The organism is Prevotella sp. P5-126 (assembly GCF_002251185.1).
In the GTDB taxonomy this organism is placed as follows: Bacteria; Bacteroidota; Bacteroidia; order Bacteroidales; family Bacteroidaceae; genus Prevotella.
Genome location: NZ_NPIZ01000001.1, coordinates 1 through 15,873, shown reverse-complemented (window position 1 = coordinate 15,873; position 15,873 = coordinate 1). Strand labels below are relative to the sequence as shown.

General features: G+C 43.0%; 16 protein-coding genes. 9 read left to right on the top strand and 7 right to left on the bottom strand.

Annotation, left to right across the window (positions count from 1 at the left end):
* Nucleotides 1–29: 29 nt before the first annotated feature.
* Genes xseB through CIK90_RS00075 form a run of 3 tightly spaced genes read right to left on the bottom strand, consistent with a single transcriptional unit; the run spans nucleotide 30 to nucleotide 2,834 of the window.
* Nucleotides 30–224, bottom strand: coding sequence for an exodeoxyribonuclease VII small subunit (gene xseB, locus CIK90_RS00085; protein WP_094464011.1), 195 nt, complete (start codon nucleotides 222–224; stop codon nucleotides 30–32).
* Nucleotides 221–1,390: an exodeoxyribonuclease VII large subunit gene (gene xseA / locus CIK90_RS00080; protein WP_094464010.1), complete on the bottom strand. Its 1,170-nt coding sequence runs from the start codon at nucleotides 1,388–1,390 to the stop codon at nucleotides 221–223. The genes xseB and xseA overlap by 4 nt, the downstream gene beginning before the upstream one ends.
* A gap of 4 nt (nucleotides 1,391–1,394) precedes the next feature.
* Nucleotides 1,395–2,834, bottom strand: coding sequence for a S8 family serine peptidase (locus CIK90_RS00075; protein WP_094464009.1), 1,440 nt, complete (start codon nucleotides 2,832–2,834; stop codon nucleotides 1,395–1,397).
* Nucleotides 2,835–3,440: 606 nt separating this feature from the next.
* On the opposite strand from CIK90_RS00075, the gene CIK90_RS00065 reads away from it, so the two are divergent.
* Genes CIK90_RS00065 through CIK90_RS00030 form a run of 8 tightly spaced genes read left to right on the top strand, consistent with a single transcriptional unit; the run spans nucleotide 3,441 to nucleotide 10,695 of the window.
* Nucleotides 3,441–4,796 carry an MATE family efflux transporter gene (locus CIK90_RS00065; protein ID WP_094464007.1) on the top strand — a complete coding sequence of 452 codons (1,356 nt, stop codon included), beginning with the start codon at nucleotides 3,441–3,443 and terminating at the stop codon, nucleotides 4,794–4,796.
* Nucleotides 4,783–5,409: an AAA family ATPase gene (locus tag CIK90_RS00060; protein ID WP_094464006.1), complete on the top strand. Its 627-nt coding sequence runs from the start codon at nucleotides 4,783–4,785 to the stop codon at nucleotides 5,407–5,409. Before CIK90_RS00065 ends, CIK90_RS00060 begins: the two co-directional genes overlap by 14 nt.
* A gap of 13 nt (nucleotides 5,410–5,422) precedes the next feature.
* Nucleotides 5,423–5,920 carry a metallophosphoesterase gene (locus tag CIK90_RS00055; protein ID WP_094389454.1) on the top strand — a complete coding sequence of 166 codons (498 nt, stop codon included), beginning with the start codon at nucleotides 5,423–5,425 and terminating at the stop codon, nucleotides 5,918–5,920.
* Between the two features lie 20 nt (nucleotides 5,921–5,940).
* Complete coding sequence (locus tag CIK90_RS00050) at nucleotides 5,941–7,077, top strand: dTDP-glucose 4,6-dehydratase (RefSeq protein WP_094389455.1); 1,137 nt, start codon at nucleotides 5,941–5,943, stop codon at nucleotides 7,075–7,077.
* Nucleotides 7,078–7,097: 20 nt separating this feature from the next.
* Entirely contained in the window at nucleotides 7,098–8,285 is a 1,188-nt protein-coding gene (purT, locus tag CIK90_RS00045) for a formate-dependent phosphoribosylglycinamide formyltransferase (RefSeq protein WP_094464005.1), read from the top strand.
* Entirely contained in the window at nucleotides 8,266–8,679 is a 414-nt protein-coding gene (locus tag CIK90_RS00040; protein ID WP_094464004.1) for an FdtA/QdtA family cupin domain-containing protein, read from the top strand. Before purT ends, CIK90_RS00040 begins: the two co-directional genes overlap by 20 nt.
* Nucleotides 8,667–9,605 (top strand): GNAT family N-acetyltransferase, encoded by a 939-nt coding sequence (locus CIK90_RS00035; RefSeq protein ID WP_094464003.1) that lies wholly within the window; start codon nucleotides 8,667–8,669, stop codon nucleotides 9,603–9,605. The genes CIK90_RS00040 and CIK90_RS00035 overlap by 13 nt, the downstream gene beginning before the upstream one ends.
* The gene (locus CIK90_RS00030) at nucleotides 9,580–10,695 is read left to right on the top strand and encodes a DegT/DnrJ/EryC1/StrS aminotransferase family protein (RefSeq protein WP_094464002.1); all 1,116 of its coding nucleotides are present in this window, start codon (nucleotides 9,580–9,582) and stop codon (nucleotides 10,693–10,695) included. Before CIK90_RS00035 ends, CIK90_RS00030 begins: the two co-directional genes overlap by 26 nt.
* A gap of 43 nt (nucleotides 10,696–10,738) precedes the next feature.
* Here the strand turns inward: CIK90_RS00030 and CIK90_RS00025 are convergent, their stop codons facing one another.
* Genes CIK90_RS00025 through CIK90_RS00010 form a run of 4 tightly spaced genes read right to left on the bottom strand, consistent with a single transcriptional unit; the run spans nucleotide 10,739 to nucleotide 14,342 of the window.
* Entirely contained in the window at nucleotides 10,739–11,332 is a 594-nt protein-coding gene (locus CIK90_RS00025; protein ID WP_094389459.1) for an LUD domain-containing protein, read from the bottom strand.
* 21 nt (nucleotides 11,333–11,353) lie between these two features.
* The gene (locus tag CIK90_RS00020) at nucleotides 11,354–12,721 is read right to left on the bottom strand and encodes a lactate utilization protein B (RefSeq protein WP_094389460.1); all 1,368 of its coding nucleotides are present in this window, start codon (nucleotides 12,719–12,721) and stop codon (nucleotides 11,354–11,356) included.
* A gap of 36 nt (nucleotides 12,722–12,757) precedes the next feature.
* Nucleotides 12,758–13,495, bottom strand: coding sequence for a (Fe-S)-binding protein (locus tag CIK90_RS00015; RefSeq protein WP_094439241.1), 738 nt, complete (start codon nucleotides 13,493–13,495; stop codon nucleotides 12,758–12,760).
* A gap of 31 nt (nucleotides 13,496–13,526) precedes the next feature.
* Entirely contained in the window at nucleotides 13,527–14,342 is an 816-nt protein-coding gene (locus CIK90_RS00010; protein WP_094389462.1) for an SGNH/GDSL hydrolase family protein, read from the bottom strand.
* Nucleotides 14,343–14,488: 146 nt separating this feature from the next.
* Between CIK90_RS00010 and CIK90_RS00005 the strand changes: the two genes are divergently transcribed.
* A complete protein-coding gene (locus tag CIK90_RS00005; RefSeq protein WP_094464001.1) occupies nucleotides 14,489–15,211 on the top strand; it encodes a Bax inhibitor-1/YccA family protein in 723 nt (240 codons plus the stop codon).
* Nucleotides 15,212–15,873: the final 662 nt, after the last annotated feature.

Here is a 15,873-nt window from a genome sequence, read left to right as displayed (position 1 = left end):
TTGTTGCTCAAAATGCTCATCTTTATCGATTATTTCTCGGCTTGGGTGAGTTTATCTATCTCCTTTTCCGTTTCGGTGAGCCGTTTCTTGCAAAGCGTGATGAGTTCTTGGGCTTCTTTCATGTGGGCGGTAATCTGGTCGATGTCCAGTTGGCCGCCCTCCATTTTACAGACGATTTCCTGAAGCCGTGCAAAGGCTTCTTCGTATTTTTGGGGATGTTTCATTGTATGATGGATTTGATGGTTCCTTGTTTCAGTCGTGTCTCTATCTCGTCACCGGATTTAACGTCTTGGGGGCTCTTGACAATCTGTCCGTTGTGGAGCGTGATACTGTAACCGCGTTGGAGAAGTAACTGTGGGTCGTAGCCTTCCAGTTTGAGTTGGATGCGCTCCAGGCTGTGGTATGCTTCTGTCATAAGGCGTTGCGCCAGATGAGGTAGAAGCGTGGTGATATGTTCCAGTTGCAGTCGATGGAGCTGCAGTCGGTCTAGTGCATAATGTGCAATGACATTTTCTGCATCAGCCACCTGTTGTAAGGTGTTGCAAAGGTGGGTTATCAGTAGTGTGGCTGCGGCTGTTGGAGTCTTTACTCTGGTATGGCTCACCATGTCGAGCACACATTCGTCGCGGTCGTGACCGATACCTGTGATGATGGGCAACGGGAAGTTGGCAACGTTCTCTGCCAACGGAAGGGTGTCGAAACCGCTCATGTCGCTGGTAGCTCCTCCACCGCGGATGATGACTACCGCATCGAAGTCGTCGATACGGTTATTGATGAGGTTGAGTGCCTGGATGACACTTTGTTCTACGCGTTCGCCTTGCATGATGGCAGGGAAGAGCTCGGTGTGGAATTGAAGGTTGTATTCGTTGTCGAGCAATTGCCGACAGAAGTCTCCGTAGCCTGCTGCCGATTCTGCCGAGATAACGGCAATGCGCTGAGCAAAGGGAGACAGACGTAGTTCGCGTTGGAGGTCGAAAACTCCTTGGGCTTTCAATGTCTTGATAATTTCTTGTCGGCGACGTGCTAAATCTCCGATGGTGTAGGTAGGGTCAATATCGCTGACAATCCAGGAAAAGCCATAGGCTTCGTGGAATTGTGGATAGACTCGCAACAGCACTTTCATGCCAGCGCGTAACGGTTGTCCTGTGGCTCGAAGAAACGTAGCATGGAGTAGTGTCCAGGTCTGTCGCCAACATTTGGCAGATGCTTTGGCAATGGGCGAATTGGAGCGCTCGTCTTTTTCTACCAGTTCCATATAGCAATGTCCATTGCGCTCACGACATTCTGCCAATTCTGCCTCTACCCAATACTCATCGGGTAAGGCGTTGCTGACGGCTTCGTGGACTAATGCGTTGAGTGCATATAGTGAGAAATGGTGGCTTTGCTCCATAATTCTATTCCGTTTGGGATGGCTGATCAGATTTCTGTTGGATGCGCCCTACCATATAGGCTCGCCAAAAGTTTGGAAGTCCGTAGCCGGTGATGTTGTCGGGGTGTTCGCTATTGCGACTGGTCTGACGAATGAGTTGTATAATCTGCCTCGCGGTCAGTTTCGGTAAGGCTTGCCACAAACAGGCGGTCAGGCCGCAAATGATGGGTGAGGCAAAGGAGGTGCCCATATCCTGGGCAATGGTTCCACGTCCTGTAACAATGGTTGCGGGACTTCCGATGGCCACAACATCTGGTTTGATGCGTCCGTCTTGTGTGGGACCTACTGCGCTGAAAGGAGCGTTTCCGAGTTCCTCCGTAACAGCGCCTACGGTGAGACAGTCCTCAGCATCAGCAGGAAAGGTAAGTTTCTTCCAGCCTCCCATACCCGTATTGCCCGATGAATTGACAAGGATAATACCTTTTCCGATGACCATTGATGCAGTACGGCTGATGAATGTTGAGTGGCCGTCGAGTTGCCAGAGTTGATGTGACCCGATACCGTGGTCGTATTGATGATAGCCAAGGGATGAGTTGATGAGATCGCATCCTACCGAATCGGCAAATTCTACTGCCATTGCCCAATAGTCTTCCTCTACTTCTTGTTCTGACTGCGGGTCTTCGCAGCGCAGAAGCCAATAAGAAGCCTGAGGGGCTGTTCCTATATAATAATAAGGTGTATTGATGGCCATGGTGGATAGAACGCGTGTGCCGTGGTCAGTCTCATAGAAGACCGACGGTGAGTTTGGAAATACGAAATCACGTGTGCCTTTGATGTCAACCTTCGAGAAGGCAGGTATGCGATTGACGTTTTTGAATCCTCCGTCTAAGACTGCAATCGTCAGTCCTTCACCACGATAGCCGATGTCGTGAAGTCTTTGGCCGTTGGTGGTCTGAATCTGATCTGCTGCGCGACCGTACATGGTGTCGGGAATAGAGTCGTTAGGTAGAAAAGAATCGTGGAATTTTGTTCGGATGGCAGTCGGCTCGATGGAGTCGGGGGCTTGCCATACGTTTCGGCAATTGCTGACAAAGGGAAGATGGCGGATGCGCTGGATGTCGGAAGTGTCGTGCATTTCAACAAGAACGGTGTTGTTCCATCGGCTTTGTCCGATAACGGCGGTCTGGCGGTTTTCGATTGCTCTAATATAATGTGGACTGACTGGAAGATCGGTAGAATCGATGGCAAGTCCTTGGCGCTTACGGCGTTCAATGCTTCGACGGGAAAGAAAACGTGACGGATGGTCGATGGAGTAGGGTGATTTGTTTTTGTCTGTCAACGTGATACGGTATATATAAGCCGGACACACCTTGTTTCTGACCCGCTTGGCGCTAGCCTGTGTTGTTGCTGCCGTTGTGGTGATGCAACATATTACCGTTAACAATGTCAACAGAGTGATTCGCATGTTTCAATCCTATTTTCTTTTAGGTTGCGAAGTTACGAAGAAATGGGGAAACTGCCAAAAAAATGTTCGTTTTTCCGTTGAAGACGTCGCTTGTTGGTTGCCTTTGGATTGTTTTGTCGCTTTTCGACATAGTAAAAAAAATGAATTGCTCTTTCTTAAGTGGGAATGGATATTATACTTTAGAGTGGCTTTTGGGCAGTCTTATTGCTTTCGGGATGTGTTCGGGATGTGTTCGGGATGTGTTCGGGATGCAGGTGTTCGTAGAGAATAAGCAAGACAGATGTTTGTTCACAAAACTTAAAAAATGTATTTTCCCTCTGTTTTCGCTGCTCCAAAATTTGCCTTTGGCTTATTATGTCGCGACTCAACAGGTAAAAATGTATTGTTACTCTGCTTTCGCTGCTCCAAAATTTGCCTTTGGCTAATTATGTCGCGACTCAACAGAGTAAAAATGTATTGTTACTCTGCTTTCGCTGCTCCAAAATTTGCCTTTGGCTTATTATGTCGCGACTCAACAGAGTAAAAATGTATTGTTACTCTGCTTTCGCTGCTCCAAAATTTGGTATTCTGCTCGAATTGCACTATCTTTGCACAAAATATAAACGAATGGATAATAGACAAGCGACCCTTGAACTTGGAACCAAACCTGTAGGACAATTGCTTATGCAATATGCGCTACCTGCCATTGTGGCAATGACCGCCTCCAGTCTCTACAATATGGTTGACTCCATATTCATAGGACAAGGTGTAGGAGCTATGGCTATTTCGGGATTGGCAATCACATTTCCTTTTATGAACCTGTCGGGAGCTGTAGGAGCTGCCATTGGTGTGGGAGCGTCCACCTATCTCTCTGTGAAACTTGGACAGAAAGACTATAAGACCGCAGAGCTGCTTTTGGGAAATGCTATCGTTCTGAAAATTATTACGGGTATCCTATTCGGAGCCGTATGCCTTTTGTTCCTTGACCCTATCCTTTATTTCTTCGGTGCAACAGAGAACACCATAGGATATGCACGTGAATATATGCAGATTATCTTAGTGGGAAATGTGGCAACGCATCTGTATTTTGGACTTAATGCCTTGCTGAGGGCAGCTTCGAAACCCAAACATGCCATGTATGCAACCATATTTACGGTTGTTATCAACACGATTCTGGACCCCATATTCATCTGGGTATTTGATATGGGCATACGAGGAGCAGCATTGGCTACGATTCTTGCACAGATGCTGGCACTATGTTGGCAACTGTCCATCTTCTCCAATCCTAAAGAAATGCTCCATTTTAAAAAGGGAACATATCGGTTGAGAGCGGATATCATCAAGAATATTCTGGCTATTGGTATTTCTCCTTTCTCCATGAATGCTTGTGCTTGTATTGTGGTTATCTTCATCAATACAGCATTGGTACGCTACGGTGGGGATATGGCCGTTGGAGCCTATGGAATCGCTAATAGAATTGCCTTTATCTTTGTGATGATTGTTATGGGAATCAAGCAGGGATTGCAGCCCATTGCTGGATATAATTATGGTGCACAACTCCATAGCAGACTCATACACGTAGTAAGATTGGCAATGCTTGCTGCAACAGTAGTGGTTGTGGCAGGATGGGTTACAGGACAACTGTTGCCATACTATTGCGCCAGACTCTTTACTTCTGACCAAACACTCATCAATCATTCCATACAAGCTATTAGGGTTAATATGCTCCTATTCCCCTTGATAGGATACCAGATGGTGGTCACCTGTTTCTTCCAATCGATAGGAAAAGCAAAAATCAGCATGCTTCTCTCCTTGTCGAGACAAATGCTATTCCTCGTGCCACTACTCATTATCCTACCACCGATATTTAAAATAGACGGAGTATGGGCTGCACTACCTGCTAGTGATGGAATTGCATTTATTGTGACGTGGGTGACAATGGAAACCTATAAGAAAAAACTTAGAACAAATGCTCAACAATAAAATCATCATCAACGTAGGCCGACAACTCGGTAGTGGCGGACACGACATCGCACGTATGCTCGCCATGGATTTCAATGCGAAATACTACGATAAAGAATTACTTAACCTGGCTGCCAAGGAAAGTGGATTCTGCGAAAAATTCTTCGAACAGAATGATGAACAACGTGGATTTCTGCGAACACTCTTTCATCTGCATGCACCTCACATGGGGGATAATAACATGTACAGCAACGACTTCTCGCAAGAGAATCTCTTCAAATTTCAAAGCGATGCTATAAGAAAGGCAGCACAAGAGTCTTCGTGCGTCTTTGTTGGAAGATGTGCTGACTATGTGCTGCGTGATTACCCTAATGTCGTCAACGTGTTTGTTACTGCAGATATGGATTTTCGCATAGACCAAGTGATGCATAAACAAAATATAGGAAGGGAGGAAGCACGAAAATTCATTGAAAACGGTGAGTCAAAACGTGCTGCATACTATAATTATTATACCGGAAAGAAATGGGGACATGCTTCGTCTTACGATTTCTGTATCGACTCTTCAAAACTTGGATTGCAAGCAACGGAACACATCATTGCTGACTTCATAAGAAAATATCTCGACCTCGATTGAAACAAAAAGAAATATGAAGAGAATCGGAATCATCAGTGACACACATTCTTATTGGGATGATAAATATCTTACCTATTTCGAAGAGTGTGACGAAATATGGCACGCTGGAGATATTGGCTCGGTAGAAGTGGCAGAAAAATTAGCGGCTTTCAGACCGTTACGGGCTGTTTGCGGAAACTGCGACGGAGGAGACCTAAGACTGATGTACCCTGAAGTGCTGAGATGGAAATGTGAAGATGTGGAAGTGCTTATGAAACATATAGGTGGGTATCCTGGCAACTATGATGCCAGCATAAGAGGACAAATCTATGCCTCACCGCCACAATTGTTTATCAGTGGACATTCACACATCCTTAAAGTGAAATACGATAAGACACTTCGTCTCTTACACATCAATCCTGGTGCTGCCGGACAACAAGGTTGGCACAAGGAACGCACACTGGTCAGACTGACCATAGATAAAAATGAATTTAAAGACTGTGAGGTCATCACTCTTGGTCATCATTTATAAACCATAGGAAGCAGATAGATATGAAAACAATCGTCATTACTGGTGGCGCAGGCTTTATAGGAAGCCATGTAGTGCGCCTGTTCGTGAACAAGTATCCTGAGTATCACATCATCAACCTCGATAAACTCACTTATGCAGGTAATCTGGCCAATCTTAAAGATGTGGAAGATAAACCTAACTATGAGTTTGTGAAAATGGACATCTGCGACTTCGACGCCTTCTATAAACTCATGCAAGAAAAGCATGTCGATGGCATCATTCATCTTGCCGCAGAAAGTCACGTGGATCGCTCTATCAAAGACCCATTTACATTTGCACAAACCAATGTGATGGGAACACTCGCGCTACTTCAGGCTGCAAAACTCTATTGGGAGTCATTGCCCGAAAAATATGAAGGAAAACGATTCTATCACATTTCTACCGACGAAGTGTATGGAGCTCTTGAACTGACACATCCAGAGGGTATCAAACCACCATATACTACAACAGCTTCGTCTGCACAGCACCATCTGGCTTACGGAGAACAGTTCTTCCTCGAAACAACAAAGTATAACCCACACTCTCCATATTCTGCATCGAAGGCAAGTTCTGACCATTTCGTTAGAGCTTTCCACGATACATACGGAATGCCTATAGTGGTGACAAACTGTTCTAATAACTACGGACCCTATCAGTTCCCGGAGAAGTTGATTCCTTTGTTTATTAACAATATACGTCATCGCAAACCATTGCCCGTATATGGAAAAGGTGAAAATGTACGCGATTGGCTCTTCGTGGAAGATCATGCAAAAGCTATTGATCTGATCTTCCATAAAGGAAAAATAGCTGATACCTATAATATCGGAGGATTTAACGAGTGGAAGAATATCGATATTATCAAGGTGGTGATTAAAACCGTTGACAGATTGCTCGGACGTAAAGAAGGAGAAGATATGGATCTCATTACTTTCGTAACAGACCGAGCTGGACATGACCTGCGCTATGCTATTGACTCTACAAAATTGCAGAAAGAACTCGGATGGGAACCTTCATTACAGTTTGAAGAGGGTATAGAGAAAACGGTACGCTGGTATCTCGACAATCAGGACTGGCTCGATAATGTGACCTCGGGAGACTATCAGAAATACTATGACAATATGTATTCACAACAATCATAATTTTAACAGTAACATTATTAATGAAGAAAGTATTACTACTTGGAAGCGGAGAACTTGGTAAAGAGTTCGTAATTGCCGCAAAGCGTGCAGGTGCCTACGTGGTGGCATGCGATCGTTATGACAATGCTCCTGCCATGCAAGTGGCAGATGAGCGAGAGATTTTCTCTATGCTGGATGGTGATGCCCTTACGGCTGTCGTCAATAAGCATAAACCAGATCTTATCGTTCCTGAGATTGAAGCAATCCGTACAGAACGTCTTTTTGATTTTGAAAAACAAGGCATTCAAGTTGTACCTTCTGCTCGCGCCGTGAATTTTACTATGAACAGACGCGCTATCCGCGATCTGGCCTCACGCGAATTGGGTCTTCGTACTGCCAAGTATTTTTACGCTAAAACATTTGATGAATTTAAAAAAGCTGCAGACGAAATCGGATTCCCATGTGTGGTAAAACCACTAATGTCATCTTCTGGACATGGACAAAGCTATGTACACAATGATGACGAACTTGAACAGGCTTTTAAAGATGCTATGGAAGGTAGTCGTGGAGATGTAAAAGAGGTGATTATTGAGGAATTTATTGATTTTGAATCTGAATTCACTCTTCTTACTGTGACACAGAAAAACGCTCCAACAATATTCTGCCCACCTATCGGACACGTACAAAAGAGCGGAGATTATCGCGAGTCATGGCAACCCTATAAAATATCAGAACAGGCTCTTGCACAAGCTCAGCATATGGCTGACCAAGTGACTAAAGCGCTGACAGGATACGGAATATGGGGCGTCGAATTCTTCCTGACCAAACAAGGAGAAGTCATTTTCTCTGAATTGAGCCCTCGCCCACATGACACGGGAATGGTAACTCTCGGACATACAACAAACCTATCGGAGTTTGAACTTCATTTCAGAGCTATCATGGGCTTGCCTATCGCCGATATTAGACTGGAACATGCAGGCGCTTCTGCGGTAGTCCTTTCGCCTGTAGAAAAGAAAGGTCCACTTGATTACAACCTCGTCGATGCACTAAAAGAGGAATGCACACGAGTGCGTATCTTCGGAAAACCAGAAGCTCATCCGGGAAGACGCATGGGTGTGGTCCTATGCTATGGTGATACTGATGCCGATACTGATGCCTTGCGCAATAAAGCTAAACGATTGGCAAAGACTGTGCTGGGAACAGATCCTTATGCAAAAATTGAACACTAAACTGATTACTCTTCCAAAAATTGCCGATTCAAGGGGAAACCTCACCGTTGCAGAGGCTTTCGATAACGTGCCCTTTGATATAAAAAGGGTTTATTGGTTGTATGAAGTCCCAGAAAACGGCAGTAGGGGAGGACATGCACATCGCCGGCTCCAGCAACTTCTTGTTGCTGTGAGTGGCGCTTGTCATGTCACACTCGATAATGGCTACGAACGAAAAACGATACTTCTCAATAATCCCTATCAAGGATTGTTCATTGATAAGACACTATGGGTGACTCTTGATCAATTTTCACCAGGTGCCGTTTGTTTGGTTTTAGCATCAGAAGGTTATAATGCCGCAGATTATATTGAAGATTACAACGAGTTTTTGAAGTATGTGAAATGTTCCAAATAACTCCTTACCATTCATCTGAATACGAAAAATGGAATGCTTTTGTGGAGCGTTCTAAAAATGCCACGTTCCTTTTCGACAGACATTATATGGATTATCATGCTGATCGTTTTCAGGATGCCTCATTGATGTTTTATCTTGAAGGAAGACTGGTCGCTTTGTTACCTGCCCACAAAGACGGAGATACGCTTTGCTCACATAATGGATTGACGTACGGTGGATTGATAATGGATGAAAAGGCTACTGCAGAAAGAATATCTGTGTTGTTTGCAGAAATGAATGATTACCTGCGAAACCAAGGATTTAGGACAGTCTTCTATAAACCAGTACCATGGATCTATCATCAGTATGCTGCAGAAGAGGATCTTTATGCTTTGTATAATGTATGTAAAGCTCAACTCGTGGGACGTGATGTGGCTGCTGTCGCCTGCACAAATCATTTGCTACCATGGAGGCATATCCGTAAACAAGGAGCTAAAAAAGCAATTCAACATGGTTGTGTTATTCGTGGGGGGGAAAACTATTCTGATTTTTGGGATATTCTGACTGAGAATCTACAGACAAAATATGGCGTATCTCCTGTTCATACGTTAGATGAAATACATTTGCTTCATCATCTTTTTCCAAAACAAATCAGACTTTTTGTGGCAGAGATTAATGGTCGTGTCATGGGAGGAACTGTTTTGTACATGACTCGAAATGTAGTTCATGTGCAGTATATATCTGCTTCTGCTGAAGGCAAACGTTTACACGTACTTGATTGCCTTTTCGATTTCCTTCTGGAAAATCTTCCGCAAGAATGCCACTATTTTGATTTCGGAAAATCAACAGCAACAGACAGTTGCCTGTTGAATGCTTCTTTGGCTTATCAAAAAGAAGGATTTGGGGCGAGAAGCATTTGTTATGATACGTACCAATGGAATCTTTGATATGAAATATTGCGATTTGAAATTATTGTCTGACCATAGAAAAGAGCAATTACATGATGCCATAGATTCTGTTTTACAGAGTGGGTGGTATCTACGAGGGAAAGCAACAGAACGCTTTGAAAGACATTATGCCCGTTATATTGGAACGCGATATTGTGTGGGCTGTGGCAATGGACTTGATGCTTTGTGGCTGATTCTTCGTGCATATAAAGAAATGGGAGTGATAAACGAAGGAGACGAGGTGATCGTACCTGCCAATACGTATATTGCTTCTTTATTGGCTATTACAGAGAATCGACTCGTTCCTGTTCTTGTTGAACCAAATCTCGAAACGTTGCAAATTGATGAAAGTCAGATAGAAAAGGCGATTACCAGACGAACACGTGCCGTTATGATCGTGCATCTATATGGTTCGTGTGCTTATAGTAAACGTATTGCTGAAATCTGTAAGAAATACGAGCTGAAATTAGTGGAGGATAATGCGCAGGCTCATGGATGTGAATGGAATGGTATAAAAACAGGGGCATTGGGAGATGCAGCAGGACATAGTTTTTATCCAACAAAAAATCTTGGAGCATTAGGTGATGCTGGAGCTGTTACAACCAATGACGAACAATTGACGGAAATAATCAGAGAATTAGGGAATTATGGTAGTTCCCAGAAGTATTTGTTTGAACGCTGTGGAAGAAATTCGAGAATAGATGAAATACAAGCGGCTGTTCTTGATGTGAAACTGTCATGGTTGGATTCGGATAATCAGAGCAGACGAAATATTGCTAACATCTACGATAAACTGATTAACAATCCATTGATTCGAACAGCAAAAATGTCTTCTCGGGCTGTCTATCATATCTATCCTCTATTTTGTGAAAAACGATATGAACTTCAGACATATCTGAAAGAACATGATGTGGAAACGGTAATCCATTATCCAGTTCCCCCACATCTACAGAAGTGTTATCCTGCATTAAAACGTTCATTCCCTATAACGGAGCTGATTCATCAGCAGGAATTGAGTCTGCCTTGTTATCCAATGATGAAAGAAAAAGAGGCAGACCATATTGCCCGCCTCTTGAATGATTTTTTTTGACCCTCATTAGCTCATTAGGAGGGAGTATCCATTGATGCAAACATCAATCTGGCATCAGAAGAATAGTAACGCTTCGTGCTGCTTGAGCTCCCATTACCAATACCTGGGCAATATCTGCTGTCTTTGATGGACCGCTAATAAAGGTACCGTAACCATCATATTTCGAGTCGAATGCAATCTGCTTGTAGGCTTCGTGCATGTTGTTTACAATCTGAGACTTACGAAGTAGAATGACGATATTCTCGGAGATGAAACAAACGGCTTTTTCTTTCATTTGCTGAGGAATCCAAATGCATCCGTTTTCTGCCACACCAAACATTCCTCGTATTATACCCACGTCAGTCCCGTTGAGAGCTTGAGCATTCTCTATTGTGTCGGGATTTCGTGTGGCGATGGTAATCTCGGAGAGGTTGGAGGCAATCTCTTTGGCATCAGGATAGAGTTCTTTGACCAGAGCATTAATATCTTGATTCTCTTTTACTTCTATGATGTTGCCACCAACATTCTTGCTCATTTCTATAAATTGCGAAAGTGGTTCTTTATAAGTAATGGGCGTGATGTCACTTAGATCGGGCATTTCAAAACGTTCATGAATATTTGAACGATACTTCTTAAGTATATCTTCCTTGTTGCTCATAATCTGTTGTATGATAGGGTGTTATTTGTCTAATTCCTTAATTAACTCATGGAAAGGCTTCTTGGGAAATTGCATCATTTTATGACCTTCTGCCCATGGATTCAGACCATTGTTAAGAACAAACGATGGAAGAATATTGGCCCATGAGGCCATGCCCGTGGCAAGGTTGTAAAGCCATGAATGGTTGTAAAGTGCAGTCATACCTTTACACATTAACTTCTTCTGTGGATTGGCTGTGCCGAATTCATCTAACTGCTGACGCCAAAGGTATATCTGATCTCCAAGGTTTACTTTGACAGGACATACTGACTGACAACTGTTGCAGAGCGTACAAGCTGATACATTGCCTGAATGTTTCTTACTGTCACGAAGCATACCAAGGTTGATTCCTATAGGACCTGGAATGAAATAACTGTAGGAATAACCACCGCTACGGCGATAAACAGGGCAGGTGTTCATACATGAACCACAGCGGATACATTTCAAAGATTCCCAATGGGTAGGATTGCCTATCCACTCCGAACGGCCATTATCAACTAAGATAATGTGCATATTGTCAGCTGTAGGACGAGCTTTACGGAAGTGGCTAGTGTATGTTGTTGTGGGTTGGCCTGTTCCTGCACGGCAGAGCATGCGCTGGAAAACGGCAAGACAATCGTAATTGGGGATGACTTTCTCTAATCCGATTGCGGCAATATGTAGTTTCGGACAGGAAGTGGACATGTCTGCATTACCTTCGTTGGTACACACCACTATATCACCAGTTTCGGCTATACCGAAATTGGCACCTGTCATGCCTGCATCTGCAGTAAGAAACTCATTGCGCAAACTCAATCGGGCACAATAGGTTAGATACGTGGGATCGTGGTTTCCTTTCTCTGAATTGAGCTTTTCTTCAAACAATTCACCTACGTCGTTGTGATTCAGGTGAATAGCGGGCATTACGATATGACTCGGCTTCTGACCTTTCAATTGGATAATGCGCTCACCAAGGTCGGTTTCTACTACTTCTATGCCACGTGCTTCCAAATAGGGATTCATCTCGCATTCTTCCGTGAGCATTGATTTTGATTTCACCATCTTCTTAACATGGTGGCTGCTCAAGATATCATAGACGATCTCATTGAATTCATTGGCATCTTTCGCCCAATGTACAATAACTCCGTTCTTCTCAGCATTGGTGGCAAACTGATCTAGATATTCGTCAAGATGGGTCAAGGTGTGACGCTTGATAGCTGAAGCTTTCTCACGTAATTGCTCCCATTCTTCAAGTCCATAGGCCATCTTGTCGCGTTTGGTGCGAACTGACCAAAATGTGGCGTCGTGCCACTTTGCATATTCTTGGTTTTTTAAGAATTCTTTGGCTGCTTTTGAATGTGATGTACTCATAGTGCATGCGTTTTAATAGGAATACATAAAGTCTTGTTAAAGGCCTGAGGCAAGAATCTCAATAACGTGTTTGAATTGTATGTCTTTGCCTTGTTTACGGGCAATTCCGGCCATGTGCATCAAACAAGAACAGTCGGCACCGGTAATATATTTCGCACCGGTCGCAATATGACGTTCAACTTTGTCTATGCCCATTTGCGTTGACACTGCGGTCTCTTCTACGGAGAACATTCCTCCGAAGCCACAACATTCATCTGGACGGTCAGGCTCTACAACATCAATTCCTTGTACTAATTGAAGAAGGTCTTTGATTTTGTTGAATGGAGCGACGTGCTCTTCTGATGGGGAAGAAAGGCCCAGTTCACGTACACCATGACAGGAGTTGTGGAGGCTTACCTTGTGTGGGAATGTTCCTAAGGGCTGATTGACCTTGACTACGTCGTGAAGGAATTCTACAACGTCCATAATCTTGTCAGACGTCTGACATTCGTGCTTTCCTTTCAACAACCTTGGGTAGTTGAGCTTAATGAACGCGGTACATGATACACTGGGAGCTACGACGTAATCAAACTCCTTAAACTTGTCTTCAAACTTTTTGGCTAAAGGAACGGCTTCGTTTTCAAAACCGGCATTGGCCATGGGCTGTCCGCAACAGGTCTGCTTGAGTGGATAGGTGACATCCAGATTTAGATGGCGCAACAGTTTGTAAGTTGCAACACCAACTTCCGGATAAACGGCATCTACATAGCAGGGGATGAATAGTCCGATTTTCATAAAAGAATTGTGCTTGTTTATTATTGTTTGTTTAGTATGTGCAAGGGAGAGTACTCAGTTGGTAAAGAAGAGTTTGAGCCATTCGACGATGACCCGCATCATTGGGATGCAGTCTGTCAACCTCCTTGTCCTTAAAGTATGTAGTATATTCGTCCATCATGGGGAATAGACCACAAAGTGAGTTGAGATCGATAACAGGAACGGCCCAGATATTACCGGCTTCTTTTACTGATTCTACATAACGCTGAAAGGGCTCACCACAGAGGTTGTAATAATCTTCTGTAGGTTGCCAATTCTTTTCATTACGATAAAAACCTGCCCGATGAATTGGAGTGAGTAATACTATCTGTTTGGTAGGGTAGGTGCGCTTCAATTTGTCGAGGGCGATGTTTATTCGTCCACGATAGGTCGATTTATCCATTATAGGATACATACGTTTACGAGTTACCATGTGCTTGGGCTCGTGTATGCCTGCCATGACTTGTTCTTCTTTGATGTCATACCACTCTCCAATGGGAACACCGGCATTGAAGTCGTTGGTACCGATGAAAACGATGATGGCGTCAACCGAATCACCATGTTCTTGATGCAACTTTTCTGTTTGGGTGGGAATGTTGTCCCATTGACGACCGCTGACACCATATATATAAGGTGTAATACCGAGCCAGTCCTCTAGAAAATTCCAAAACTTCAATTTAGAACCATCGTTGTTGGGGTCAGTAATTGAATCACCAAAATAAGCCACGCGCTTATGCGCCCATGGATGAGGGAAGCTAATGGTCTGAGCATTGACTTCATGAGCCAGTGCAAGGATGAAATACAGCGCAAAAAAAATATATCGTTTCATTATTTTATTAAATTATGGATTATTTAACTGCAAAAGTAGAAAAAAATGAAGAAACTACCAACTTCCTTTGTTTTTTTTAATATTATTGATGCTGCAATTAGCGAAAAAAATGACTAACTTTGCAAACGAATAAATACAAAACGAATATGAATAACAATTATTTTGAAAATGATCGCGTCGCATATCAGCGACAATGGGAAGTTTCTTCGGCCTTTCCTGCTCTGATGCGTAAAGTCTATACATGGATGGTTTTTGCCTTGGCAATTACAGGATTCACAGCATATGCCGTAGCTACAAGTCCTGGTGTACTCATGACAATTTATTCCAACTCAATGTTGTTGTGGGGAATGGTAATTGCTCAACTTGCCATTGTTATAGGAGTAAGTGCTGCCATAAACAGATTGTCGCTTACATCAGCCACACTTTTGTTTATACTATATTCCGTTATCAACGGAGCTATGTTCTCTAGTATATTCGTTATCTATACAGCATCGTCTATTGCTTCTACTTTCTTGGTTACGGCAGGAGCATTTGCTGTCATGGCAGTTGTTGGTTATACGACAAAGAAAGATCTTACATCAATAGGACGCTTGGCGATGATGGCTCTCGTGGGAATAATCATTGCCACACTCGTAAACGTATTCTTCCTTAAAAGCACAGGAGTAGAACTCTTCATCACCTATGCCGGAGTATTAATCTTTGTAGGATTGGTAGCATACGATTCCCAAAAAATAAAAATAATGCTTGCACAAGCTCCAGATGCTGGAGAATCAGCGCAAAAAATAGCTCTACTCGGAGCATTGTCACTCTATCTCGATTTTATTAATCTCTTCTTATATCTTCTCCGTATTTTTGGAAAAAGAGAATAAAAAGATAATATCTAATAGATCCCACTTTAAAACAGGTCTGACCTTTTAAAGTGGGATCTTTGTTTTTCTTCACTTAAATTCTATCAAGACTATATAAGTCTAATTTTCATGATAGTCCCCACTAAGATCCAATATCGTTCGCTAAAAAAGGGACTTGCATCGGACTTATATCAAACTTACTTGGGAACCATTACAATAATTCGATAGACGCTTTTGATAAGAATGAAGTTCTCACGTATCCCGAACACATCCCGAACACATCCCGAACACAGCCTAAGAGAAAAACTTATCCATTGCCTCCTTCTGCTCCAATTTTCTTTTATTTAACCTCCAAATGTTAAGCCACTTCACGAACCTATTCCAATGTACAAAACGTACGGCAAAAGTTTAAGAGTGCATATATATAATAAGGTGTAGAAAAATATGATGTAAAAGAAATGGAAAAATGATGCGTAAAAATGAAAAAAAACATGGATTTTCTTTGGTGGTATCGAAAAAGTGCGTACCTTTGCATTCGCTTTCACCACAAAACTGGTGACAAGCACTGAAGGAAGAGTTCTTTGAAAGATTTACATAAAACAGAGAAGTAGTAGTACAAGAAGCGAGACTTACTTTTTATGAGTACAGTCTTGGGTGAATTTACGAACCGTCGATTTTTAGGA